The organism is Janthinobacterium sp. Bl 1 (genome assembly GCF_058215535.1).
Map to the genome: position 1 here is coordinate 687,531 of NZ_CM177086.1, position 22,469 is coordinate 709,999.

Genomic DNA, 22,469 nt, shown 5'->3' on the forward strand with positions numbered 1-22,469 from the left:
ATGATGGCGCCGCCACCACGAGCAGAGAACATGCATGGTCAACAAGACACTCTTTAACCAGCACCGCGAGGCGTTTTTTCGCCTCTGTGACGCCGTCGGCGAGAATCAGTTGGAACAGGTGCGCAGCCTGCTCGAGGCCACGCCGCTGCTGTTGACCTTGCGCCGCTACAACATGGACGACGGCGAATCGCTGCTGCACCTGGCCGCGGCCGGCGGCAGCCGCGAGGTCTGCGCGCTGCTCGTGTCGCTGGGCATGGACGTCGATCTGCCCTTGCCCGGTTACCGCAACCTGACGCCGCTGGACGCGGCGGCAAGCCATGGCCACCTCGATACCTGCCGCTGGCTGCTCGAACAGGGCGCTGCCGTCGATGGCTTGCCGGACAATATATTGTCGCCGCTGGACAGCGCCTGCGTTGGCGGCCACGGGGACGTGGCCGCATTGCTGCTGCAGCGGGGCGCCAATCCGAACCGTTTGCATACACGCTGGAACCAGGCGCCGGTCGATATCGCCACCGGCTGGGGCTTTCCCGCGATCGCCCAATTGCTGGCCGCTGCCGGCGGCGTCAGCATACTCGACGTGCCGCAGCAGGCGGCCGCGTCGCCGCAGGAAGCTATCCGCACCTTCATGCACAACAGCGCCGGCTGGGTGCTGCCGGCCGTGTTCAGCCCGGACAGCGGCGACGCGCGCTTTTCTCTAGGGATCAGCTGCATTGGCGGCAAGCGCGATTTCAAGCTGTTGTTTACGGTTGGCTTGTTCCAGCAATCCCCGATGACGGAACTGGCCATCTGCCTGCCGGCCCGCTGGCCGCTGACCGTGCACGGCTTCGCGGAGCACAGCCCATGGCGCTTTCCCGTGGCGCTGCTGGCACGCCTGGGACGGCGCACGCTCGACCAGGCCAGCCTGGCGGCGGGCGAGCTGCTGCGGCGCGACGATCCGCATCTGGCGGACTTGGCGTGGCCGGACGGCGTCGATGCGCTGCTGGCCATCGACAAGCGCTGGAATTCCGAGCCGGAGGAAGATGACATTGCCGACGATGACAAGGTCACCATCTATCTGCTGGTGCCGGTGGCGTACACGAAGAAAGGCGCGCCCGGCGCCAGCGCCTTGCCTGCCTTGATCGAGCGCAAGCTCAAAGGCAGCTGGAAAGTGTCGGCCTTGCCCGTCCCCGTGAATGGCTAGCGCCGGCCTGCACGCGCGCATGGCCGGATCAAGCCGTACCGCTTGCAGCAATGTTATCCTGCCAATACCTTTTTCGCGTCCGCGCCAACCCGTTTCACGCATCGGTTTTCCATGACAAAAAAAATTCTTCTCCTGAGCGTCTCGGCCGGCGCCGGCCACATGCGCGCGGCGCAAGCCATCGAGGCGTATGCGGCGCGCGATGGCGCCGGCGGCCCCGCAGCGCTGGCCCTGCATCTGGACGTGATGGATTTCGTCACGCCCGCCTTCCGCAAGCTGTACACGGATTTCTATATCAAGCTGGTCAACAAGGCGCCCGCGCTGTGGGGCTATCTGTACCACGCCACCCACGATGCGCCGCGCGACAGCTCGATGCAGCGCTTGCGCCGCGCCGTCGAGCGCGTCAACACGCGCGCGCTGATGACGCAGATCGCCGCCTTCCAGCCCGACGCCATCATCTGCACGCATTTCCTGCCGGCCGAACTGCTGTCGCGCGCTCTGCGCCAGCACCAGCTGTCCTGCCCCGTGTGGGTGCAGGTCACGGATTTCGACTTGCACCGCATGTGGGTGCATGAACACATGCAGGGCTATTTCGCCGCCACCGACGAAGTGGCGTTCCGCATGCGCCATGAAGGCATCCCCGCCGACCGCATCCACGTGACGGGCATCCCCATCATGCCCGCGTTCGCGCAGCTGCCCGAGCGCGTCCAGTGCGCACAGGCGTTTGGCCTCGACCCGCGGCGCACGACGATTTTGCTGATGGGCGGCGGGGCGGGACTGGGCAGCCTGGAAACGGTCGCCGCGCGCCTGCTGGCCTTGCCGGGCGACTTCCAGCTGATCGTGCTGGCGGGGAAAAACGCGGCCGCGCTGGCGGCGCTGCAGGTGCTGGCCGGCCAGTATCCGGGCCGTCTGCTGGCGCAAGGCTTTACCAGCGAAGTCGAGCGCCTGATGGCCTGCGCCGACCTGGTGATCACCAAGCCGGGCGGGTTGACCACGTCCGAATGCCTGGCGCTGGGCTTGCCCATGATCGTCAACTCGCCGATTCCGGGGCAGGAAGAGCGCAATGCCGACTATCTGCTGGAGCAGGGCGTGGCCCTGAAAGCATTCGACGCCGTCACCCTGGAATACCGCGTGCGCCTGTTGCTCGATCATCCCGAGCAGCTGCAAGCCATGCGCGCAAAGGCGCTGGCCCTGGGCCGTCCTCGGGCCGCCCTGGAGGTACTGGCGCAGGTGCTGGCTTGACGGGGGGCATAGTAAAACCCTGGCAGATCGCCCTGACCCTGGCCTGGGTAGCCCTGCTGGGATTATTTTTTGCGCAGGTCGAAATCCAGATCGAAGGGGCGGCCGGCTGGGCCGCGAATCTGCCCACCTGGCGTATCGAAAGCCATTGGCTGCTCGATATCTTCTGGGGCGGGCGGCCGATGACCGGCTACCATGCCTGGGTCTTTCCCTTCATCGCCCTGTTCTTCCATTTCCCCATGATCTTCCTGGCGCAATGGTCGCCGCGGCTCGAATGCCGCGCCATCGGCTGCATCATGCTGTTCTGGATCATCGAGGATTATCTGTGGTTCGTGCTCAATCCCGCCTATGGCGTGGCGCACTTCAATCCGGCCCATATCGCCTGGCACAAGCACTGGCTGTGGTGGGCGCCGACCGACTACTGGGTGTCGCTGCTGCTGGCTGGCGTACTGCTGTGGTTTTCATACAAGAGGAAGTCATGACCTTGCCGTATCTCCTGCTGTTGTCCCTGGCCCTGGCGGCCGGTTCCGCCGGCGCGCAGGCGCCCCTGCCGCCCGAGCGCAATACCGAGTGGGCCACGCCGCTGCCGCAGGTGTCGAACCTGCACCAGGTCACGCCCGTCCTGTACCGCAGCGCCAAGCTCGATAGCAGCGACGTGGCCCAGCTGCAGGCGCTGGGCGTGAAGACGGTGATCAGCCTGCGCTCCTTCCACTCCGATACGCAGGTGCTCGAAGGCAGCGGCATCCGCGCCGTGCGCATTCCCATCAATACCTGGGCTATCCGCGACAAGCACGTGGTCGAGACCATGCGCAGTATCCGCGCCGCAGAGCAGCAGGGACCCGTGCTGCTGCATTGCCTGCACGGCGCCGACCGCACGGGCATGATGGCCGCCATGTACCGCATGCTGTATCAGGGCTGGCCGCGCGAGAAGGCGATCGACGAGCTGAAAAATGGCGGTTACGGCTATCACGCCGTGTGGAAAAATATCGAAAGCTACCTCAAACGCGTCGACGTGGCGGCACTGCGCGCGCAGATCGAGCAGGAAAAACCATGAAGACCTTGCTGTTCGCACTGGCCGTTTGCTCCGCCTGTTATCCGCTGGCCACCGTGTCGGCCGCGCCGGCGCTCGAGGTGCGCGACGTCAGCAAGGCTGGCATGCCCGGCAAGACCTTTGCCGCCACGACCAGCATGCCGGCCAGCGTGGCCACCGTCTGCGCGGCCATCCAGGATTTCGCCGCCTATCCGCAGTTCATGCCCAACGTGGACAAGATCAAGGTGACGGCCGCCGGCGGCGGCGCTTCGCTGGTCGACGTCACGCTCAAGCTGCCGATGGGGAAAATCAAGCAGTACCGCCTGAAAATGACGCCCAAGGTGCTCGACGCCAGCTGCAGCCTGGCCTGGAAGCTGGTGCCGATGGAGGGCCTGAAGGTGGAAGAAACCATCGCCGACACCAGCGGCTACTGGCAGCTGTCGCCTGATCCGTTTGACGCGGGCGGCGCCGCCGTCAAGTACCAGGTGTACACGGATCCGGGCCCGGTACCGATGGGCCTGGGCTGGATCGTCGACAGCATGAGCCGTGACAGCATCCCGAAAATGTTCGACGCCCTGCGGGCGCGGGTGGCTGCGCGCAAATAGCCGGCGTGGCGCGGCAGCCACTTCACGCTGGCGCGCCACTTCAGGCATGATGTTGTCTCATCCACACATCTGCCCGGAATCCGCATGGAACACCACAGCTTTCTTATCAACATACTGTTTTACCTGGTCGCGGCCATCATCATGGTGCCGCTGGCCAAGCGTCTGGGCATGGGCGCCGTGCTGGGCTACCTGGTGGCCGGCGTCGTCATCGGACCGTGGGGACTGGGCCTGATCAAGAATGTCGAGGTGATCCTCAGCTTTTCCGAATTCGGCGTGGTGCTGCTGCTGTTCCTGATCGGCCTGGAGCTCGAGCCGAAGCGATTGTGGCTGCTGCGCCGGCCGATTTTCGGCTGGGGCGGGGCGCAGGTGGGCGTCGTCAGCGCGGGGCTGTGCGCCGTGGCCATGGCCTTTGGCGTGGACTGGCGCACGGCGCTGGTCGGCGCGCTGGGGCTGTCGCTGTCGTCGACGGCCATCGTGCTGGCCACCCTGGGTGAACGAAAATTGATGAGCACGCCGGCCGGTTCCGCCGGCTTTTCCATCTTGCTGTTCCAGGATATCGCCGCCATTCCCATGATCGCGCTGGTGCCGCTGCTGGGCGGCCTGGTCACGCATAGTGGCGAACCGGGCTGGCTGCGCGTGGCCAAGCTGGCCGCCGTGCTGGCGGCGCTGGTGATCGGCGGGCGCTTCCTCGTGAACCCCATCCTGCGCTTCATCGCCCGGACGGATTTGCGCGAAATCTTCACGGCCTTCGCCCTGCTGCTGGTGATCGCCATTTGCGTGCTGATGGAATCGGTGGGCCTGTCGATGGCGCTGGGCACCTTCATGGCGGGCGTGCTGCTGGCCGATTCCGAATACCGGCATGAGCTGATCAGTGACCTGGAACCGTTCAAGGGACTGCTGCTGGGCCTGTTCTTCATCGCCGTCGGCATGTCCGTCGACTTCGGCGTGCTGCGCGCCCAGCCCTTGCTGATTCTGGCCCTGGTGGCGGGGCTGCTGGTGGTGAAGATCGCCTTGCTGTACCTGCTGTCGAAGTTTGTCGATATTCCCCGCGGCCAGCAGCTGTTCTTTGCGCTGCTGCTGTCGCAGGGCGGCGAATTCGCCTTCGTCGTGTTTGCCGCCGCCGAGGCCGCGCACGTGTTTGCACCGGAGACTGCCGCGCTGCTGGTGGTCGTGGTGACCCTGTCGATGGTGGCCACGCCCTTGCTGCTGCTGGCGCACGACAAATTCGTCGCGCCGCGCCTGCAAGGGGACAAGAAGCGCCGTCCCGACGACCATATCGAGGCGCAGGACAACCCCATCGTCATCGCCGGCTTCGGCCGCTTCGGCCAGATCATCGGCCGCCTGCTGGCGGCGAACAAGATCGGCGTGACGGTGCTCGATCACGACCCGGATCAGATCGAGCTGCTGCGCAAATTCGGCTTCAAGGTGTTTTATGGCGACGCCACGCGCGTGGATTTACTGGTGGCGGCCGGCATCGAGAAGGCCAGGGCGCTGGTGATCGCCATCGACAATGTCGATGACAGCCTGGCCCTGGTCGACGCCGTGCGCCTGCGCCTGCCCGAACTGACGATTTTGGCGCGCGCGCGCAACGTCACGCATTACTATGAATTGATGAAACGGGGCGTGACCCTGATCGAGCGCGAGACGTTTGCCGCGGCCCTGCTGCTGGGCGAGCAGACCTTGCGCCAGGTGGGCTTCAGCGAGGAGCGGGCGCAGCGCGCGGCCGGCATCTTTGGCCGGCATAACCTGAAAACCTTGCTGGAAGTGGCGCCGCATTTCCAGGACCAGCAAAAAGTCATGTCCCTCACGCGCCAGGCGCGCGAGGAGCTGGAAGACATGTTCGAGAGCGATGCGGCGGCGTTTGCGGCGGCGGAAGTGGAAATTACGGGGTCGGACCCTCTACGCGGCGAACCGYGTGGGTTGCGCTTACGCGCGTTTGCGTCTAAGCCGAGCCTACGCTTCCCGGTTTACTTCCCCCGCTTCGCTTCAATCGCCTCGATCTGATCCATGATGCCGTTCATGCGGGCCACCAGCGCCTGGTACGGTTTCGGCGAAGCCAGGTCGACGCCGGCCGCCTTCACCAGCTCGTACGGATAGGCCGAGCCGCCCGCGCTGAGCATCTTCAGGTAGGCGGCCAGCGCGCCCGGTTCCTTGTCGAGGATGCGCTGCGCGAAATCCTGCGCCGCCGCGATCGAGGTGGCGTACTGGAACACATAGTAGCCGTGATAAAAATGCGGCACGTAAGCCCATTCCAGCGCGTAGGCGGGATCGATGGTCATGACGCCTTGCGCTTCGCCGTGGTAGCGCTTGAGGATGCCGGCATAGATGGCCGTGATCTCTTCGCCCGTCAGCGATTCTCCTTTATCTACCTTGCCGTGGATGGCGGCTTCGAATTCGGCGAACATGGCCTGGCGGAAGAAGGTGCCGCGCAGGTTTTCCAGCGCCGCGCCCAGGTACAGCAGGCGCTCGTCGTCATCCTTGGCCTGCTTCAGGCGCGCGTCGAGCAGCAGTGCCTCGTTCGTCGTCGAGGCGATTTCCGCGACAAAGATGCTGTACGGCGCATAGATCGATGGCTGCGCCTTGTTGGCCAGCACCGAGTGCATGGCGTGGCCCCATTCGTGCGTCAGGGTGCTGACGGCTTCGTAGTTGTCCGTGTAGTTGAGCAGCACGAACGGATGCACGTCGTACGCGTCGCCATTCATGTAGGCGCCCGCCACCTTGCGCGGACGCGGATACACATCCATCCAGCGCGCCTCCACGGCGGCACTGAGCGCCTTGACGTAGTCGGGGCCCAGCGGCGCGGCCGAGTCGAGCATCATCTGCTTGCCTTCGGCCAGCGGGAACGTGCGGTCGCTTTTCAGCAGCGGCGCATAGATGTCGTAGTAGGCCAGGTCCTTGACGCCGAGCATGCGCGCGCGCAGCTTGAAGTAGCGGTGCAAGGTGGGCAGGTTGGCGTTGGTTTGCGCGATCAGGGTCTGATAGACGGCCGGCGGCAAATTGTCGGCGTCGAGCGCCGCGCTTTGCGAGTCTGGATAGCGGCGCACTTTCGCGTAGGCGGCGTCCGTCTTCAGCTGGCCGTACAGGGTTTCGCCGAACGTGCGTTCATACTCTTTCCACTTGCCGAAGAAGGCGTCGAACACCAGCTTGCGGTCGGCGCGCTGGTCGTCGCCCCGGTATTTCGTGTAGGCCGCCTGGTCGAGGCGCACTTCCTTGCCGTCCGACAGTTTCACGGTGGGCCACGGGATTTCCGCATTGGCCAGGGTGCGGTAGACGCTGGCGGCCGAGCCAGTCGCCAGGCCGAACTGCGCCACCAGCTGTTCGCCGGCCGCGTCCAGCGTATGCGGCGCGCTGCGCAGCATGTTACTCAATTGAAAGCGATACAGCTGCAAGCCCTTGTCCTTCGCCAGCATGGCGTCGATGCGCTTGCTGCCCAGGGCGAGGATCTCCGGCTGCAAAAAGGTCGTCGCCTGGCTGAAGTCGTTGCCCAGCAGGGCGGCGCGCTGGTTCAGCTGGTTGCCCTTGCTGTCGCCCGTATCCTGGTCGTAATACTGCGCCGCATAGGTGGTCAGCGTGTTGACGCGCTTGCGCGCCTCGGCGTACAAGTCCAGGCAGCTTTTCAGGCGGGCCGGCGAGGCTTTCAACTGCCCCTTGCAGGCGCCCAGTTGCTGCAGCTGGGCCGACAGCTTTTTCGCGTCGGCGTCGAACGCGGCATCGTTTTGATACAGCGCCGTCAAATCCCAGCGGTCGGCCTGGCGGTCGATGTGCGCAGGAGCGGCGAAGGCGGTGGAGAGGGCAAATCCGAGGGCCAGCAGGGTCAGCACGGGGCGTTTGAGCGCGGGTGTCGGCATACAGTATCCGTTCATGGTCTGGTTGCAAAGGATGCCGGCACGGGCGTGGCGGCAGACACCGAGCTTACTGCAGCAGGGGGATGAAGGAAAGCATTTCGGACAAGTTGGGGGCAGCGGGGAAGGCTGGCTTCCCCGCGTACGCCATGCTTACTGCTTCTTGCCCAGCAAATCGAGCAGGATCGACGTTTCCGCCGTGATCGCCGCCTTGATGGTCGGCTGGTACTCGGGCGCCCACTGCGGCGAGTGCGGGCCGGCCAGCGGTTTGCCGCTGGCCTTGGCCGCCGCCAGCTTGGCCGGCTCCACTGCGCCGATATGCAGCAGTACGGCTTTTACGCCGGCCTGGCCGTAGTTGGCGAAATCTTCCGACGTCATCTTGGCCGGCATTTCCGTCACATTGGCCGCGCCCAGCGATTTTTGCAGGGTAGACACCATGCGCAGGGTCAGATCCGGATCGTTGTAGACGGCGTCCGTGCCGGGACGAATCTCCACCAGCGGCTCTTTCGGCGCGCCGGCGGCAAACGCTTCGCCCTTGACTTCACGCGCGATGCTGGCCAGCACGCGCTTGCGCACGGCGTCCTTGAAGGTGCGCACCGTCAGCTGCATGGTGACCTGGTCGGGCACGATGTTGGCCTGCGTGCCGCCATGGATGCTGCCCACCGTGATGACGACGGGGTCCATCGGATTGTTTTCGCGCGAGACCAGGGTTTGCAATGCCAGCACGATGCGCGCGGCCATGACGACGGGGTCGCGCGTGTCGTGCGGCGCGGCGCCGTGGCCGCCCTGGCCGTACACGGTAATGCTGATGGTGTCGGCGGCGGCGCGGAAGTAGCCGGCGTGGTAGCCCACCGTGCCCGATGGCAGCGTCGCTTCATCATGGAAGGACAGCGCGTAGTCCGGTTTCGGGAAGCGCGTAAACAAGCCGTCCTTCAGCATGGCGGCAGCGCCCAGCAGCGGCTCTTCGGCCGGCTGGCCCACCAGCATCAGGGTGCCGCTCCAGTGCTGGCGGTTGTCCGCCATCAGCTTGGCGCTGCCATACCAGGCCGACATGTGCACGTCGTGGCCGCAGGCATGCATCACCGGCACGGTTTCGCCGGCCGCGTTCTTGGCCACTGCGCTGCTGGCGAACGGCAGGCCGGTTTTTTCCAGCACGGGCAGGGCGTCGATCTCCGTGCGCAGCATGACGACAGGGCCGGGGCCGTTGCGCAAGATGGCGACGACACCCGTGCCGCCGACGCCGGTGGTCACGTCAAAACCGAGCGCCTTGACCTTGTCGGCCAGCTTCTTTGCCGTCTCGACTTCCTGGAACGCCAGTTCCGGGTGGCGGTGCAGGTCCAGGTACAGGCTTTCCACGGCCGGGTAATTGGCGGCGAGCTGGGCTGCAATGGCGGGCGGCAGGGCCGCGCCGTGGACGCTGCCGGCGCAGGCGAGGGCGGCGGCAAAGGTGATTTGTTTCAGGGGCAATGCGGAAAATTTCATAGGTTTCTTTGAGAAACAGGTGCGCGGACATGCGCTGCGTACCCGTAGTTGCGGAGAAGATTTTTAACTTAACAGAAACATTTCTCAAAATCAATAAATCAGCTACATATATTTCAACAATGTATAATCTGCAAGATAAAAAATTCCATATGGAATTAAATATATCTTCGATGCATTTATTGAGAGAAAAGACACCATGGGCTTTATCGCAAATATCAAGATCGGCAAGCGCCTGAGCATCGGCTTTGTCCTGATCCTGGCAATGACCGTTCTGATTGCTACCGTAGGCGTGTGGCGCCTCAATGAAGTGGCGACGTCCACGCGCGCCATGATGGCCGAACCGCTGACCAAGGAACGCCTGATTACCGATTGGTATGGCTTGAACTTTGCCTCGATCCGCCGCACTGCCGCCATCGTCAAGAGCAGCGACCCGGCGTTGGGACCGTATTTCAAGGAAGACTCGGCCGCGTCCGTGAAGAAGGCGGCCGAATTGCTCAAGCAGATCGAGCCGCTGGTCGCGGGCGACAAGGAAAAAGCCCTGTTCGCCAAGATTCTCGAGCAGCGCAAGGTGTACAGCGCCTCGCGCGATGGCGCCGTCAAGGCCAAGGCCGATGGCGACGTGGAAGGCGCGGCGCACATCCTCGACACCGCGTTCACCCCGGCCGCCAAGGTCTACCAGGATTTGCTGCAGGAACTGGTGACCATGCAGCGCGAAAGCATCGATGCGACGGCCAAGCAGATCGACGCTTCCGCCGTGCATGACACCACCGTCATCAGCCTGCTGACCCTGTTCGCCGTGGCGTTCGGCGTGTTGTGCTCGTGGCTGCTGACGACGGGCATCACGCGTCCGCTGCGCCAGGCGCTGGCGCTGGCCGAAACGGTGGCCGCCGGCGACCTGACGCAGACCGTCGCCACGACGGCGAAGGATGAAACGGGGGCGCTGCTGACGGCCCTGGGCAATATGAACAACAACCTGGTCGGCATCGTCAGCCAGGTGCGTAGCGGCACGGACAGCATCGCCACGGCGTCGTCGGAAATCGCCGCCGGCAACCTGGACCTGTCGTCGCGCACGGAACAGCAGGCCGGTTCGCTGGAAGAAACCGCCTCGTCGATGGAAGAACTGACCAGCACCGTCAGGCAGAATGCGGACAATGCGCGCCAGGCCAACCAGCTGGCCATCGCGGCGGCCGGTATCGCCAGCCGCGGCGGCGCGGTGGTGGCCGAAGTGGTGGAGACCATGGGTTCGATCAACGAGTCGTCGCGCAAGATCGTCGACATCATCAGCGTGATCGACGGCATCGCCTTCCAGACGAATATCCTGGCGCTCAACGCGGCCGTGGAAGCGGCGCGGGCCGGCGAGCAGGGCCGCGGTTTCGCCGTCGTGGCCGGCGAAGTGCGCAACCTGGCGCAGCGCTCGGCAGCGGCGGCCAAGGAAATCAAGGGCTTGATCGACGATTCCGTCAGCAAGGTGGGCGCGGGCGCCAAACTGGTCGACCAGGCTGGCGCGACGATGGATGAAGTGGTGTCCAGCGTCAAGCGCGTGACCGACATCATCGGCGAGATTTCCAGCGCCAGCCAGGAGCAGACGCACGGCATCGGGCAAGTCAACCAGGCGATTACCCAGATGGACCAGGTGACCCAGCAGAATGCGGCGCTGGTGGAAGAGGCGGCGGCAGCGGCCGGTTCGCTGCAGGAGCAGGCGCATGGCCTGGCGCAAGTGGTCAGCGTATTCAAGCTGCGCGAGCAGCCAGGCTTGCTGCGCCGCCCGGCGCCACAACCGGCAGCCGCGCGTCCTGCGCCGGCGCCGCGTGTTGCCGCGCGCAGCATTGCCGTCAAGGCGAAGCCGCCGGCTCCCGCGAAAGCGCTGGCCGGCGACGACTGGGAAGAGTTTTAAGGCAGGTTAATACAGAAACGGCGCCATCGTCATGATGGCGGCGTGCGTCACGGTCAGGCTTGTTGCAGCGGAATCGTGCCGAACGTCGTCGGCGTCGAGCACGGCTCCTCGTCGAAGGCGATGTCGCCCATGGGGTTGGCCACGCCGTCCGCCTTCAAGTCCTTGAAGCCGAACAGTTTCGGGTCCATCAGATGCGATGGCGCCACGTTCGACAGGGCCGAGAAGATGCTTTCCACGCGGCCGGGGAACTTCTTGTCCCATTCGCGCATCAGGCCCTTGATCTGCTTGCGCTGCAGGTTTTCCTGCGAACCGCACAGGTCGCACGGGATGATGGGGAAGCCCTTGACTTCCGCATAGCGCTGCGTGTCTTCTTCCTTCACGTAGGCCATCGGGCGGATGACGATGTGCTTGCCGTCGTCCGATTGCAGCTTGGCCGGCATGCCTTTCAGTTTGCCGCCGAAGAACATATTCAGGAAGAACGTTTCCAGGATGTCGTCGCGGTGGTGGCCCAGGGCGATCTTGTTGGCGCCCAGCTCGTCGGCCACGCGGTACAGGATGCCGCGGCGCAGGCGCGAGCACAGCGAGCAGGTCGTCTTGCCTTCCGGGATCAAACGCTTGACGATGCTGTAGGTATCCTGGTTTTCGATGTGGAAAGCCACGCCCAGTTCCGTCAGGTAGGCGGGCAGGATTTCCGGCGGGAAGTTCGGCTGCTTTTGATCCAGGTTGACGGCGACGATATCGAAGTGAATCGGCGCGCGTTCGCGCAAGGTCATCAAAATGTCCAGCAGCGCGTAGCTATCCTTGCCGCCCGACAGGCAGACCATCACCTTGTCGCCGTCTTCGATCATGTTGAAGTCGCCGATGGCTTGCCCCACCAGGCGGCACAGGCGCTTGTGCAGCTTGTTGTTTTCCAGGGCGATCTTTTCCGCCTTCTTGCGCGCCAGTTTCTGCGCTTCCACGTTGGCCGGAATTTCCACGGCGGTTTCCATGACTGCGGTGTCGTTCATATTGCTCATGCTTCATCCTTGATCTTGAATACTTCCACGCCCACGCCTTCGCAGTCGGGATACACGTCCGGTTTCATGCTCGACACGCGCGCGGCGCGCACGCGCGGGTGGGCCAGCATGGCGGCGAGCACGTCGTCGACCAGGCTCTCCTGCAGTTGCACGTGGCCTTGGGCCATGCGCCTGGCGATGGTTTCGCGCATGAAGTCGTAGTCGACCACTTCTTCCAGCTGGTCATCCTTCGGCGTCGACAGGGCCAGGGGAATGTACAGGTCGACGTTGATGAGGACGCGCTGCTCGCCCTTTTTCTCGAAGTCGTAGACGCCGATGTTGATGAGGACTTCGTAATTGCGCAGGAACAGTCGGCGGCAATCGGCCAGGCGAGGGTGGTACAGGGCGGACGACATAGTTTTACCTTTTAGGGGATGCTGGAATGCTGGTTGTTTGGTGTGGCTGCTGATTATTTGGTCAAAAACATGACGTCGCGCGGCAAACCGATCAGATGCTGGCCGCCATCGACCAGCAGGGTCGTGCCCGTCAGCGCGCGCGCGCCGGCCACGTAACAGACGCAGTCGGCCACATCCTCTGGCGTGCTGGAGCGTCCCAGCGGCGTGTTTTCATGCGCCTTGGCAAAGTTCGCTTCCGTCTGTTCGCCGGAGACCATGGTGATGCCGGGGGCGATGCCCACCACGCGCACTTTCGGCGCCAGCGCCTGGGCCAGCATGGTGGTCGCCGACAGCAGCGCCGCCTTGGACAGGGTGTACGACAAAAAATCAGGATTGAGATTGTACAGTTTTTGATCCAGCAAGTTGATGACCACGGCTTGCCCGCCGCTTGGGGTGGCCTGGTACAACGCTTGCGCCAGCAGGATGGGAGCGGCCAGGTTGGCGTGCATGTGGGCGTCGAGCGCAGTGAAGGAAAAATTGCCGGCATTGTCGTATTCAAACAACGATGCGTTGTTGACCACGCAAGTCACTGGCCCCAGCGCCGCCTGTGCCTGCGGCAACAGCTGGCGCACGGCCACTTCCTGCGCCAGGTCGCAGGGGAATGCTTGCGCGCGGCGGCCCAGCGCCGTGATTTCCGCCACCAGGCTCTGCGCTTCCTCGCGCGAGTCGCGGTAATGGACGGCGATATCCCAGCCGTCGCGCGCCAGGCCCAGCGCGATGGCGCGGCCGATGCGGCGCGCCGCGCCCGTGACGAGGGCGACGCGGGGAGTGCTGTCGAAGGGCGTTGTCGTTGCTTCTGTCATGTCTTTGCTATGGTTGAGATATTCGGTGGACGCCACACTGGCGGCATGCGCCGCCGATTCGCTACAATGCGGGAATGTCTCTTCCCGTACCCGATAGCGACGCGCTGGCCGCGTCCCATGCCTTGCAGCACCAGATTGCCGCCGAAATCGCGCGCAATGACGGCGCCATTCCCTTTGTCCGTTTCATGGAGCTGGCGCTGTATGCGCCTGACCTCGGCTATTACAGCGGCGGCGCCGCCAAGCTGGGCAAAGATGGCGATTTTACAACCGCGCCGGAGATTTCGTCCCTGTTCGGCGCCACCCTGGCCCATGTGGCAGCCGCTATTATGGCGCAAACGGCCCCGCGCATCCTCGAATTCGGCGCCGGCACGGGCAAGCTGGCCTTCGATATCCTGACGGAAGCGGCGCAGGCCGGCATCGCGATCGAACAGTATGCGATCGTCGAATTGTCCGGAGAATTGCGCGCGCGCCAGGAGCAGGCGCTGGCCGCCTTCCCGCAAGTGGTGTGGCTCGACGGCTTTCCCGACAGTTTCGACGGCGCCGTGTTCGGCAATGAAGTGCTCGACGCCATGCCCGTCAACCTGATCAGCAAGACACCGGCCGGCTGGTGCGAACTCGACGTCAGCATTGCCGATGGCCAGTTCGTGTTTGTCGAGCGCCCGGCCGGCGCCGACGTGGCCGCGCAGATCGCCGCCCAGGTGCCCGGCGCCGATGACTTGCCCGTCGGTTATGTCAGCGAGATTCATGGCGTGGCCTGCGGCTTCATGCGCTCGCTGGCGCAGATGCTGACGAATGGCAAGGGCGGCGCGGCCGTGCTGTTCGATTACGGTTTTCCTGCGCACGAGTATTACCTGGACTTGCGCGCCACGGGCACCCTGATGTGCCATTACCGCCATCACGCCCACGCGGAACCGTTTTATCTGCCCGGCTTGCAGGACATCACCGCCCACGTGGACTTTACGGCCATGGCGGTGGCGGCCCAGGACGCTGGCCTCGACGTGCTCGCCTACATGAACCAGGCGTCCTTCCTGCTGGGCTCCGGTATCGGCGACTTGCTGCTGCGTACCGACCCCGAACAGGTCAAAACGTACTTGCCGCAGGCCAGCGCCGTACAAAAGCTGGTGTCGCCGGCCGAGATGGGAGAATTGTTCAAGGTGCTGGTGGTAGGGTATGGCGTGGCGTTGCCGGAAGCGCTGTTGTCCAGTGACCGCAGTCACCGCCTGTAAGCGCCGGCAATATCAAGGCGGGGCAGTATCGCCCTGCAATTTCCTGTCCGCCGGTGGTTATTATCTTGTCATATCGTATATGATGACCGACACAGCACGGTTCCATCCTGCAAGAACCCGTCGCCGCGCACCGATTTCAAGATAGAACGATGGGAAAGATACATACACACTATGACAACCTGAAAGTGGCGCGCCTGGCGCCGCAGGAAGTCATACGTGCCGCGTACAAAGCCCTCAGCCAGAAATACCATCCAGACAAGAATCCCGGCGACGAAAAGGCCGCCCGCATCATGGCCATCCTCAACAGCGCCTATGGCACCTTGTCCGATCCACAACGCCGCAAGGAACATGACGAGTGGATCGCCGCCGAGGAGTGGGAAATCGAATGGCTGGAAAGCACCCGCCACGAAGAAGGCAAGACCCGCGATGGCCGCGCGAAAGGCCATGCCCAATCGCATGAGCACGCCTGGGCGCAGGATGTGCCGCCGCCGAAGGGCAAGGCGGAGCGCGGCCTGTTGCCCATCTGGCGCAACTGGCGCTGGTGGCTGAGTTTGCTTGTCTGCCTGCTGCTGGGCTGGCTGGGCGCCTTGCTGATGCTCGATACTTCGCAGCCCGTGCCTGCCGCGCTGGCCTCGGCCTGGAGCGGCCTGGCCCGCGATGGCGCCAAGGCGCATCCGGACACGGCAACGGCGGACAGCGTCGCCACGCCGCCGGCAAAAAACGAGGCCGTGGCCGTCGATAGCTGGGCGGTAGGCAAACCGTATGCGGCCGAGCCCGCGCAAGCGAAGGCGCCCGAGATCCGCGTGCTGGCCGTGGCGCAGCTGAGCCTGAAAGCCAGCCGGCCCGCCTGCGATGGCGCCGGCCAGGCCGAGTCGGCGGCGCTGGTGGCACCGAATGGCGAGCCTTGGCCTGCACGGTCCGGCTATGTCGATGGCTTCCCGATCGGTAACAAGGGCACCGAACTGAGCTTGACCATCGACAACAGCAGCAACACGGCGCCCGTCTTCGTCAAGCTGTATGACCAGGAACGACGCTCGAATGTGCGCTACCTGTACATCCTGGCCAATGACAAGCTGACGGTGGAGCAGCTCAGCGCGGGCAAGTACGAAGTGCGCTACCAGGCCGTCGGGCCAGGCCAGGACAATTGCGGCGGCGCCACGCGCAGCGGTGCCTCGATACCAGCGCCAGCGCCTGCCGTGGGAGAGGACGGTACGCAGAATCCTGTTGTAAGCAGCATCTAATCTGATTATGCTTGATATGCGTCAACGCAGCGTCCACATCGAACTTATCCCTTAGGAGTATTCATGACCGACCTCAAAGCCGATGCAGATGATAACTGGCTGCTCGACGAAGATGAGCCGGTGGCCAGTCCCTCGGGGCTGGCCGCGCCCGACCAGCGCCTGTGGCGTGTGCTGATCGTCGATGACGACGTCGATGTGCATGCGGTGACGCGGCTGGCGCTGCGCAATGTCAGTTTCAAGGGCCGCGAACTGGAACTGTTTTCCGCCTACAGCGGCCGCGAAGGGTACGAGATCCTGCGCGACACGCCCGATATCGCGCTGGTACTGCTCGACGTGGTGATGGAAACGGATGACGCGGGCCTGATCCTTGCCAAGCGCATCCGCGCCGACCTGAACAACTCCATCGTGCGCGTCGTGCTGCGCACGGGCCAGCCGGGCCAGGCGCCCGAGCAGCGCGTCATCATCGAATACGATATCAACGATTACAAGGCCAAGACGGAACTGACGACACAGAAGCTGTTTACCACCGTCATTTCGGCCCTGCGCGCCTACGAAAGCCTGATGATGCTCGAGCGCAGCCGCATCGGCCTGGGCAAGATCCTCGCCGGCGCCACCAATCTGTACCAGATCCATTCCCTGCGCGAATTCGCCTCTGGCGTGCTCAACCAGGTCAGCGCCATCCTCGACGTGGGCGCCGACGGCGTGCTGTGCCTGATGCAGGGCGGCGCCGGACGGCCCGAAGTGGTGGCCGCCACAGGCACATATGCCGTGCTGGCCGAGTCCGAAGCGATGCCGGCAGATCACGCGCTCACGCCCACCATCGACAAGGCGTTCGCGGAAAAGCGCAGCCAGTTCGAGCATCCGGCCAATGTGCTGTTCATCCATACGGAAGGCAACCGCGAGCTGGCCATCTCCGTTACGCCGCCGTGGCCGCTGGCGCAGATCCAGCGCGACTTGCTGGAAGTGTTTTGCCAGCGTATCGCCGCCGCCTTCGACAATCTGTACATGTTCGGCCAGCTGCGCAAGGCGCAGGAAGCGACCGTCGTGGCGCTGGCCGACCTGGCGGAATTTCGCGACAGCGACACGGGCGGCCACGTGCGGCGCGTGCAGCTCTTGTCCGACGCCATCGCCCAGCGCATGCAGCAGCGCGGCGTGTATGCCGACGAGCTCAGCCCGCAGTTGCTCGACATGATCGGCCTGGCCAGCATCCTGCACGACGTGGGCAAGGTGGCCACGCCGGACGCCGTGCTGCTCAAGCCGGGCCGGCATACGGACGAGGAGCGCACGCAGATGCAGCTGCATGCCAGCGTCGGGCGCACCATCCTCGAGCGGGCCGCCAACATGGTCGACGGCATCAGCTACCTGACGTATGGCGCGCAGATCGCCGGTGGCCACCATGAACACTTCGATGGTGCCGGCTATCCGAATGGCCTCAAGGGGCGCGACATCCCCGTGGCCGCGCGCATCGTTGCCGTGGTCGACGTCTTCGATGCCTTGCTGCACGAGCGGCCCTACAAGGAGCCGTGGCCGTATCCGCAGGTGCGCGAATACATCGAGCAGCGCAGCGGCAGCCAGTTCGATCCGGAAGTGGTGACGGCGCTGCTCGACCTGATCGACAACGAGCCGCAACTGTGGCATCCGGAGCGCGCCACCGCTTGAGCAGCAACTTCGTTGGCGCTTTTCGGCACGCCGCCATTCCCTTGCGCGCGGCGCCGTCATATACTCGGCAGCCTCATGCTGGCCGGCGCCACGCACCAGTGTGGCGCGCCGCGGAGTTTTCGGACATCACGACATGAAAGAACTCAAGGGACTCAGCGCACTGATCATCGAGCCGCATCCGGGCATGCGCGCCAGCCTGCACAATATGCTCAACCTGTGCGGCCTGGCGAAGATCGACGACGCGGCCAGTTCGGGCCAGGCGATCCGCATGCTGGGCAGCAAATCGTATGATCTGATCCTGTGCGAATACGACCTCGACGGCGGGCAGGATGGCCAGCAGATGCTGGAAGACTTGCGCCACCACAAATTGATGCACGCATCGACCATGTTCTTCATGGTCACGGGCGAAGGCAGCTTCGCCAAGGTGGTCAGCGCCGTCGAGCTGTTGCCCACCGATTACATCCTCAAGCCATTCACCGCTGACAACATGCTCGAACGCATCGGCCGCGCGCTGGACAAGCGCAATGCCTTCGTGCCCGTGTATGAATTGATCGACGTGGGCAACGAGCGCGCGGCGATCACCGCCTGCGCCGAGGGCGCCAGCCTGTATCCGCGCTACGCCACGGATTTCCTGCGCCTGCGCGCGGAATTGCATTTGTTGCTGGGCGAGGCGGCCGACGCCGAGCCGATCTACGCAGCCTTATACGAGAGCAAGTCCATCGGCTGGGCGCGCCTGGGGCAGGCCAAGACGCAGTTCCTGCTGGGCGAATACGAAGCGGCGCAGGGCACCCTGGAAGGGCTGCTGGAAAACAACAAGCGTTTTCTCGACGCCTATGACTGGCTGGCGCGCACGCACTTGGCGCAAGGCAAGCCGGAACTGGCGCAGGCGGCCCTGAGCGAAGCGGTGGCCCTGTCGCCGCACGCCGTGCGCCGCTTGCGCCGCCTGGGCGAGGCGGCCCTGGCGGCCGACGATATCGAGATGGCGGAAAAATCCCTCAAATTAGTGGTCAGCAAGGCCAAGTATTCGGAATTCCGTGACCCGGAAGACCATGTGCGCCTCGTGCAGACCCTGGTGCGCAAGGGCGACCCGCTGCAGGCGGGCGCCGTGATCCGCGACCTCGACAAGTCGATGGGCGGGCAAAAGAATGCGGAACTGTGCAGTGCCCTGTGCAGCGCCATGCTGCATGCGCATACGGGCAACGAAGAGCGTCTGCAGCAATCGCTGGACGTAGCGCTGGCCGCCAACCGCCACAGCGTCGGCGGCTCAAACATGCTGAAAACCGAACTGGCGCGCCACTGCCTGGCGCATGGACGCGAGGATGGCGCGGCCGAGGTGATGCGCGAAGTCATGCGCAACGCGCCCGACAGCGCCGCCATGACGCGCGCCATGGCCGTGTTCGAACAGGCGGGGCGCGAAGAGCTGGCCAAGGCGCTGGCGCGGCAAAGCCGCCAGGAAGTGGCCGACATGGTGGCGGCTGGCGCCGCTAGAGCGGGAGAGGGCGATTTCCGCGGCGCCGTCGACCTGATGGGCGAAGCCGTCACGCGTCTGCCTGATAATCCGCAAGTAGTCTTCAATGCGGCCGTGGCCGTGCTGAAATGCCTGGAGCACGAGGGCTGGGATGAGCGCATGGGCCAGCAGGCGCTGACGTTTATCGCCGGCGTGCGCCGCCTGGACCCGCGCAACCCCAAATTGCCGGTGCTGTCGGGCCTGCATCAGCAGTTGTTGCGTAAATATAAGCCCTTGGGCAACTCCTGGATGCATCCGCCTGACGCCAGGTAAACAGGTAAATGCGGAGTAAATGACGGGAAAATGCGGCTTGCGGGCAGGGAGGATAAAAAAAATGCGAAAAAAGCCGACTTTTTCGCGCCAACCCTTGCACATTCTCAAATCGGGAGCTTATAATCACGCCCCGAAGCAGCCAACTTCTTCTTTATACGCAAATGCAGCAGTCAGGCATCAGCAAATAAGGTTGACAGTTGTGAGTAGATGCTTCATACTCTGCGGTTCCCGCGGAGGGGTGGCCGAGTGGTTAAAGGCGACAGACTGTAAATCTGTTCTCTATGAGTACGCTGGTTCGAATCCAGCCCCCTCCACCAAGTTTTTGCAAGGAAAACTGGGTAGTAGCAAAAAGCAAGTGAAGAAAAGTGAACGATACCTCGCGGGTGTAGCTCAATGGTAGAGCAGAAGCCTTCCAAGCTTACGACGAGGGTTCGATTCCCTTCACCCGCTCCAGTTTCCGTTCAGATGCTTGATGCATCGCATGCAACAAATTACAGCCCTTGTAGCTCAGTGGTAGAGCACTCCCTTGGTAAGGGAGAGGCCACGTGTTCGATCCACGTCAAGGGCACCAGAATTCGCAGCAGGCAGCACAGAAGCAATTCAAACCAGACCGTCGGGCGTGTGCCTGAGCAATCTAATCAAATCATTAGGAGTTCAAAATGGCAAAAGGTAAATTCGAACGGACCAAGCCGCACGTCAACGTCGGCACCATCGGCCACGTCGACCACGGTAAAACCACGCTGACCGCTGCAATCGCAACGGTTCTGTCGAAGAAATTCGGCGGCGAAGCTAAAGCATACGACCAGATCGATGCAGCACCAGAAGAAAAAGCGCGCGGTATCACGATTAACACCGCCCACGTCGAGTACGAAACGGAAACGCGTCACTACGCGCACGTTGACTGCCCAGGCCACGCCGATTACATCAAAAACATGATTACCGGTGCAGCCCAGATGGACGGCGCGATCCTGGTGTGCTCCGCAGCTGACGGTCCAATGCCACAGACCCGCGAACACATCCTGCTGGCCCGCCAAGTTGGCGTTCCATACATCATCGTGTTCCTGAACAAGTGCGACCTGGTCGACGACGCAGAGCTGCTGGAACTGGTTGAAATGGAAGTGCGCGAGCTGTTGTCGAAGTACGAATTCCCAGGCGACGACCTGCCTATCATCAAAGGTTCGGCACGTATGGCGCTGGAAGGCAAAGAAGGCGAAATGGGCGTTGACGCAGTGTTGCGTCTGGCCGATGCGCTGGATGCTTACATCCCAACGCCAGAGCGCGCTGTTGACGGTGCATTCCTGATGCCAGTGGAAGACGTGTTCTCGATCTCGGGTCGCGGTACCGTTGTGACCGGTCGTATCGAGCGCGGCATTGTTAAAGTCGGCGAAGAGATCGAAATCGTCGGTATCACCGATACCGTCAAAACGACTTGCACCGGCGTGGAAATGTTCCGCAAGCTGCTGGACCAAGGTCAAGCTGGCGACAACGTTGGTCTGCTGCTGCGCGGCACCAAGCGTGAAGACGTGCAACGTGGTCAAGTTCTGGCCAAGCCAGGCTCGATCAAGCCGCATGCCCACTTCACCGGCGAGATCTATGTTCTGTCGAAAGACGAAGGCGGCCGTCATACGCCATTCTTCAACAACTATCGTCCACAGTTCTACTTCCGCACGACGGACGTAACCGGTTCGATCGAGTTGCCAGCAGACAAAGAAATGGTTATGCCAGGCGATAACGTGTCGATCACCGTCAAGCTGATCAACCCGATCGCGATGGAAGAAGGTCTGCGCTTCGCTATCCGTGAAGGCGGTCGTACCGTCGGCGCCGGCGTGGTTGCAAAAATCCTCGCATAAGGAAATGTTATGCTTCCACCCGGGGCGTCCTGGGTGGTAGAATAGCACTCCTCGAAAGTTTTACGTAGGGACGTAGCTCAATTGGCAGAGCGTCGGTCTCCAAAACCGAAGGTTGGGGGTTCGATGCCCTCCGTCCCTGCCACCGTCAAGGTGCAGGGCACCGAAAGTAGAAAAATGTCAAATCAATCCGTGCAAACCGTTAGCACGTCGAGTGACAAGATAAAAGTCGCGCTGGCAATAGTAGCTGCGATTGCAGGAGTAGTCGGGTTTTATTACCTGGCAGGCCAACCAGCTCTGGTGCGTGCAAGCGCGCTTGTGGCTGGTTTGGTTATTGCTGTTGCGCTCTTGTATGTCTCGACGACCGGCCGTGAATTTCTCAATTTCGCCAAAGAAGCTGTGCGCGAAACCAAGAAAGTTGTTTGGCCTACCCGCAAAGAAGCCACGCAGATTACTGCGATCGTGTTTGCCTTTGTGCTGGTCATGGCGATTTTCCTGTGGGGCACGGATAAATTGCTCGAGTTTTTGTTGTATGACGTAATTCTTGGTTGGAAAAAATAATGAGCGAAAATGTGCATGATGAAGCGGCGGACGAGTCCGTTCCGGGCGACGCTCCGGTAGCGGACACTGGTGCAGCGCTGAGCGTGCCAGTCAGCAGCAAGCGCTGGTATGTCGTGCATGCTTATTCCGGCATGGAAAAAAGCGTCATGCGCGCACTGACCGAGCGCATCGAGCGTGCGGGCATGCAAGACCAGTTCGGCCAGATCCTGGTGCCGATCGAAGAAGTTGTCGAAGTCAAGAATGGTGTGAAGTCCGTCACCGAACGTCGTTTCTATCCTGGCTATGTGCTGGTTGAAATGGAAATGACGGACGAGAGCTGGCACTTGGTCAAGAACACCAGCAAGGTTACCGGTTTCATTGGTGGCAAGTCGAACAAGCCGACGCCGATCTCCGCGCGCGAAATCGACGGCATCATGAAGCAGATGCAGGAAGGTGTTGAAAAGCCCCGTCCAAAAACCTTGTACGAAGTGGGCGAGCAAGTCCGCATCAAGGATGGTCCGTTCACCGACTTCAACGGCAATGTCGAAGAAGTCAACTACGAGAAATCCAAAGTGCGCGTTTCGGTCACGATTTTCGGCCGCGCTACCCCGGTGGAACTCGAATTCGGCCAGGTCGAAAAAGTTTAAGGTTTGA

The 22,469-nt window shown here is 62.9% G+C and carries 19 protein-coding genes and 4 tRNA genes; 18 read left to right on the top strand and 5 right to left on the bottom strand.

Annotation, left to right across the window (positions count from 1 at the left end; all coding sequences use genetic code 11):
• The first annotated feature begins 34 nt into the window (after positions 1 to 34).
• The 6 genes from AC4BCN_RS03095 (at position 35) to kefC (ending at position 6,055) form a co-directional block, all read left to right on the top strand.
• Positions 35 to 1,180: an ankyrin repeat domain-containing protein gene (locus tag AC4BCN_RS03095; protein ID WP_490492541.1), complete on the top strand. Its 1,146-nt coding sequence runs from the start codon at positions 35 to 37 to the stop codon at positions 1,178 to 1,180.
• A gap of 111 nt (positions 1,181 to 1,291) precedes the next feature.
• Positions 1,292 to 2,419: an MGDG synthase family glycosyltransferase gene (locus AC4BCN_RS03100; protein ID WP_490492542.1), complete on the top strand. Its 1,128-nt coding sequence runs from the start codon at positions 1,292 to 1,294 to the stop codon at positions 2,417 to 2,419.
• A complete protein-coding gene (locus tag AC4BCN_RS03105; RefSeq protein WP_490492543.1) occupies positions 2,416 to 2,898 on the top strand; it encodes a hypothetical protein in 483 nt (160 codons plus the stop codon). The genes AC4BCN_RS03100 and AC4BCN_RS03105 overlap by 4 nt, the downstream gene beginning before the upstream one ends.
• Positions 2,895 to 3,470, top strand: coding sequence for a dual specificity protein phosphatase family protein (locus AC4BCN_RS03110; RefSeq protein WP_034753105.1), 576 nt, complete (start codon positions 2,895 to 2,897; stop codon positions 3,468 to 3,470). Before AC4BCN_RS03105 ends, AC4BCN_RS03110 begins: the two co-directional genes overlap by 4 nt.
• Positions 3,467 to 4,051 (top strand): SRPBCC family protein, encoded by a 585-nt coding sequence (locus tag AC4BCN_RS03115; protein ID WP_490492544.1) that lies wholly within the window; start codon positions 3,467 to 3,469, stop codon positions 4,049 to 4,051. The genes AC4BCN_RS03110 and AC4BCN_RS03115 overlap by 4 nt, the downstream gene beginning before the upstream one ends.
• Positions 4,052 to 4,135: 84 nt before the next feature.
• Positions 4,136 to 6,055, top strand: a complete 1,920-nt coding sequence (gene kefC, locus AC4BCN_RS03120) for a glutathione-regulated potassium-efflux system protein KefC (RefSeq protein ID WP_490492545.1) — start codon at positions 4,136 to 4,138, stop codon at positions 6,053 to 6,055.
• On the opposite strand, the gene pepF is transcribed toward kefC, so the two are convergent.
• A complete protein-coding gene (pepF, locus tag AC4BCN_RS03125; RefSeq protein ID WP_490492546.1) occupies positions 6,019 to 7,899 on the bottom strand; it encodes an oligoendopeptidase F in 1,881 nt (626 codons plus the stop codon). The genes kefC and pepF overlap by 37 nt on opposite strands.
• A 147-nt stretch (positions 7,900 to 8,046) precedes the next feature.
• Positions 8,047 to 9,375 carry an amidohydrolase gene (locus tag AC4BCN_RS03130; protein WP_490492547.1) on the bottom strand — a complete coding sequence of 443 codons (1,329 nt, stop codon included), beginning with the start codon at positions 9,373 to 9,375 and terminating at the stop codon, positions 8,047 to 8,049.
• A 196-nt stretch (positions 9,376 to 9,571) separates the two neighbouring features.
• Here AC4BCN_RS03130 and AC4BCN_RS03135 point away from each other — a divergent pair, with 196 nt between their 5' ends.
• Entirely contained in the window at positions 9,572 to 11,269 is a 1,698-nt protein-coding gene (locus AC4BCN_RS03135; RefSeq protein WP_490492548.1) for a methyl-accepting chemotaxis protein, read from the top strand.
• 53 nt (positions 11,270 to 11,322) lie between these two features.
• Here AC4BCN_RS03135 and ttcA read toward each other — a convergent pair whose 3' ends face one another.
• The 3 genes from ttcA to AC4BCN_RS03150 are packed head-to-tail and all read right to left on the bottom strand — an operon-like array spanning position 11,323 to position 13,522.
• Entirely contained in the window at positions 11,323 to 12,276 is a 954-nt protein-coding gene (gene ttcA, locus AC4BCN_RS03140; RefSeq protein ID WP_181877973.1) for a tRNA 2-thiocytidine(32) synthetase TtcA, read from the bottom strand.
• A 5-nt stretch (positions 12,277 to 12,281) separates the two neighbouring features.
• Entirely contained in the window at positions 12,282 to 12,680 is a 399-nt protein-coding gene (locus AC4BCN_RS03145; RefSeq protein WP_490492549.1) for a dihydroneopterin aldolase, read from the bottom strand.
• A 53-nt stretch (positions 12,681 to 12,733) separates the two neighbouring features.
• Positions 12,734 to 13,522 (bottom strand): SDR family oxidoreductase, encoded by a 789-nt coding sequence (locus tag AC4BCN_RS03150; RefSeq protein ID WP_456148277.1) that lies wholly within the window; start codon positions 13,520 to 13,522, stop codon positions 12,734 to 12,736.
• Positions 13,523 to 13,596: 74 nt separating this feature from the next.
• Between AC4BCN_RS03150 and AC4BCN_RS03155 the strand changes: the two genes are divergently transcribed.
• The 11 genes from AC4BCN_RS03155 to nusG all read left to right on the top strand — a co-directional run bounded on the left by AC4BCN_RS03155 (position 13,597) and on the right by nusG (position 22,462).
• The gene (locus AC4BCN_RS03155; RefSeq protein WP_490492550.1) at positions 13,597 to 14,748 is read left to right on the top strand and encodes a class I SAM-dependent methyltransferase; all 1,152 of its coding nucleotides are present in this window, start codon (positions 13,597 to 13,599) and stop codon (positions 14,746 to 14,748) included.
• Positions 14,749 to 14,897: 149 nt separating this feature from the next.
• Entirely contained in the window at positions 14,898 to 15,989 is a 1,092-nt protein-coding gene (locus AC4BCN_RS03160) for a J domain-containing protein (protein WP_490492551.1), read from the top strand.
• A 63-nt stretch (positions 15,990 to 16,052) separates the two neighbouring features.
• On the top strand, positions 16,053 to 17,648 hold the full coding sequence (locus AC4BCN_RS03165) for a DUF3369 domain-containing protein (RefSeq protein WP_456148279.1): 1,596 nt from the start codon (positions 16,053 to 16,055) through the stop codon (positions 17,646 to 17,648).
• A 133-nt stretch (positions 17,649 to 17,781) separates the two neighbouring features.
• A complete protein-coding gene (locus tag AC4BCN_RS03170) occupies positions 17,782 to 19,428 on the top strand; it encodes a response regulator (protein ID WP_490492552.1) in 1,647 nt (548 codons plus the stop codon).
• A 232-nt stretch (positions 19,429 to 19,660) separates the two neighbouring features.
• Positions 19,661 to 19,745: transfer RNA gene (locus AC4BCN_RS03175), tRNA-Tyr, on the top strand.
• A gap of 62 nt (positions 19,746 to 19,807) precedes the next feature.
• Positions 19,808 to 19,881, top strand: a tRNA-Gly gene (locus AC4BCN_RS03180).
• A 43-nt stretch (positions 19,882 to 19,924) separates the two neighbouring features.
• Positions 19,925 to 19,999: transfer RNA gene (locus tag AC4BCN_RS03185), tRNA-Thr, on the top strand.
• An 88-nt stretch (positions 20,000 to 20,087) separates the two neighbouring features.
• On the top strand, positions 20,088 to 21,278 hold the full coding sequence (gene tuf / locus AC4BCN_RS03190) for an elongation factor Tu (protein WP_034753125.1): 1,191 nt from the start codon (positions 20,088 to 20,090) through the stop codon (positions 21,276 to 21,278).
• Positions 21,279 to 21,344: 66 nt separating this feature from the next.
• A tRNA-Trp gene (locus AC4BCN_RS03195) sits at positions 21,345 to 21,420 on the top strand.
• Positions 21,421 to 21,452: 32 nt separating this feature from the next.
• Positions 21,453 to 21,836, top strand: a complete 384-nt coding sequence (gene secE, locus AC4BCN_RS03200) for a preprotein translocase subunit SecE (RefSeq protein ID WP_010394308.1) — start codon at positions 21,453 to 21,455, stop codon at positions 21,834 to 21,836.
• Positions 21,836 to 22,462, top strand: a complete 627-nt coding sequence (gene nusG, locus AC4BCN_RS03205; protein WP_034753130.1) for a transcription termination/antitermination protein NusG — start codon at positions 21,836 to 21,838, stop codon at positions 22,460 to 22,462. Before secE ends, nusG begins: the two co-directional genes overlap by 1 nt.
• The last annotated feature ends 7 nt before the right edge of the window (positions 22,463 to 22,469 follow it).